Source organism: Moorena sp. SIO3E8 (assembly GCF_010692445.1).
Lineage (GTDB): Bacteria > Cyanobacteriota > Cyanobacteriia > Cyanobacteriales > Coleofasciculaceae > Moorena > Moorena bouillonii.
In genome coordinates, this window is the sequence record NZ_JAAHHM010000300.1 from 1 (window position 1) to 2,698 (window position 2,698).

General features: G+C 48.7%; 1 protein-coding gene and 1 pseudogene. Both read left to right on the top strand.

Annotation, left to right across the window (positions count from 1 at the left end; all coding sequences use genetic code 11):
- Positions 1 to 140 precede the first annotated feature (140 nt).
- Entirely contained in the window at positions 141 to 368 is a 228-nt protein-coding gene (locus tag F6K46_RS40510) for a zinc ribbon domain-containing protein (protein ID WP_366664739.1), read from the top strand.
- A gap of 261 nt (positions 369 to 629) precedes the next feature.
- A pseudogene (locus F6K46_RS39215) lies at positions 630 to 2,549 on the top strand (TOMM precursor leader peptide-binding protein); the annotation flags it as partial.
- Between the last annotated feature and the right edge of the window lie 149 nt (positions 2,550 to 2,698).

The window sequence follows — 2,698 nt, forward strand, 5'->3', positions numbered from 1 at the left end:
GCAAGCCAAAAGGCCGGTCAAAGACCGAGTTTACCCAGGAGCTGGGTGAGGTGAAAGTCTCACGCCCAGTTCTGAAGCGGAGGTGCTCCCCTTAATAGGGGACATCGACCGTAACAAAGTCAGGCATTCCAGTTGTAAAAATAAATCCCAAGCACACATCTCAGAGGTGCCCAAAATGTCACCACACGAGTAAAGAAAACAGAAAAAAAGAAAAGTTTGTATGCACCAATTGTGGTCACTACGACGACGCAGATATCAATGGTGCAGTAAACATAAAAATTCGGGGTCTTGAAAAACTGGGGATTAACCCTATCCAGCTACCTCCGGTGCGGGGGAAAGTTACGCCCATGGAGAGAACAGCCACTTAGTTGGTTGTGCCTGGGAATCCCCATCCTCTTAGGTTGGGGAGGTTCAATTTACAATAATCATTGCTTTGTATTTCTGAGCAGGAAAATATCCAGCGGACGCGATCGCGTGACCGCTCGATCAATCCCTTAGTATACTTTAGCTCTATTGTTAATAAACAAATGTTTTCCGAGAGTGACAGGCAAGTGCCCACTCCCGACTCCCGACTCCCGACTCCCGACTCCCGACTCCCGACTCCCGACTCCCGACTCCCCAACAGAAACATGGAACCACTCTTACAAATCCGTCCCCATTATCGCGTTGAAATTATTGAACCCAATCATGTTTATCTATTGGCAGAAAACGCCACCCACGCTTTAACGGGGGAATTTTACTGTCATTTGATGCCGCTGCTGGATGGTCAGTATACCTACGAGGAAATTTGTGAACGACTGACAGAGCACGCTGACCGAGACCAGGTGGCTTATGTGATTGAAAATTTGTATGACAAAGGGTACATCGCTGCAAAGGTGCCTGAATTGTCAGAGGCTGCTGCTGCTTTCTGGAGTTTGCTGGGAGTAGAACCCCAAACTGCTTATGATTGTTTGCGGCAAGTCGTAGTTTATGTCACTGCGGTCGGCAATGTTTCAACTCAACCCTTGACCGATAAACTCACAACCGTTGGCATTCAAACCCAACCCTGGACAGGTAAACCCCCAGTAACAGAGTTACCCACCCTGTTAGTCGTGCTTACCGATGACTATCTACAACCGGAACTAGCTCAGATTAATCAAGTCGCCCTAGATACTAACCAAGCCTGGCTGTTGGCGAAACCAATCGGAGGACTGTTGTGGTTTGGTCCGATCTTTGAACCGGGAATAACTGGCTGTTGGCAATGTTTAGCTCATCGTCTGCGGGGCAACCGGGAGGTGGAAGCGTCGGTGCTGAAGCAGAAGGGAAAGGCGGGAAGTGTTGGAGAAGTAGGGAACAGGGAACAGGGAACAGGGAACGGGGGCGCGCATCAACCTGCCCCCCTAACCCCCCAATCCTGGGGGGAAAATGCCCCCCTAACCCCCCAATCCTGGGGGGAAAATGCCCCCCTAACCCCCCAATCCTGGGGGGAACAAGCCCAGCAAGCAAGCCAACTTAAGGGAGAAAGTGTTGAGTTTGGTCGGGTGACTGGATGTTTGCCTACTTCCAACGCTTTCCTCAGTTCTACCTTAGAGACTGGCCTGAATTTAATTACCACTGAAGTCGCTAAATGGATAGTGCAACTGGGGGTAGAGGAAACAGCTAACTTGGCCACGTTGGTGGGGAAAGTGATTACCCTCAATCAAACTAACCTTAGCACTGAAACCCATCAGCTCTCCCATCGTCCCCAATGTGCTGCTTGTGGGAATCCTCAACTTTTAAGCGATCGCGCTCATCAACCCGTTACCTTAGTTAATCGTAAAAAGCAATACACTACCGATGGCGGACATCGTGCCTTTACTCCCGATCAAACCCTGAAACGCTACCAACACCTGGTTAGTCCCATCACCGGAGTTGTCAGTGCCCTAGTCCGTTCGTCTGACCCAGACAGTGCCCTGCTCCATACCTATCATGCTATTCATAGTTACGGTGCTGCCACCAATAATTTGAACCGTTTGCGTCGTCTGTTGGGTCATAAAAGTGCTGGCAAAGGGAAAACTGACCGTCAAGCCAAAGCCAGTGGGTTCTGTGAAGCGGTAGAACGCTATTCCAGTATCTATCATGGGGATGAACCCCGGATTGTTTCTACCTTAGGGGAGTTGGGAGATACTGCTATTCCTCCCGAACAGGTGATGCAGTTTAGTGAGTATCAGTACGCTCACCGAGAAACCTTGAACAAAGCCCGAGTCGATCACAATTGGGTGCCGCAACGGTTTGATAGCAGCAAAGCCATTGAATGGACACCAGTTTGGTCTTTAGTGACACAAACCCATAGCTATCTGCCTACCGCCTTTTGTTATTACAACTATCCCCCATCAAAGGATCATCACTTCTGTTCCGGTGACTCCAATGGTAATGCTGCTGGCAATACCTTGGAAGAAGCGATTTTGCAGGGGTTTATGGAATTGGTGGAACGGGATAGCGTGGCTATTTGGTGGTACAACTCCCTCCAATGTCCGGGAGTGGATTTAGCCAGCTTTGATGACCCCTATCTGGTAGAGTTACAACAACTATACCGCGATCGCAAACGGGGTGCATCTCATTTTTGTAAAAACATCATTAATAAAGCATCCCATTTAGGTAAGCACAGCGTAAAGAAAGAATTTTAGGAACATTTTCAATATTCCATTGTGAGCCTGATATTTTAACTCGCATTCCTATT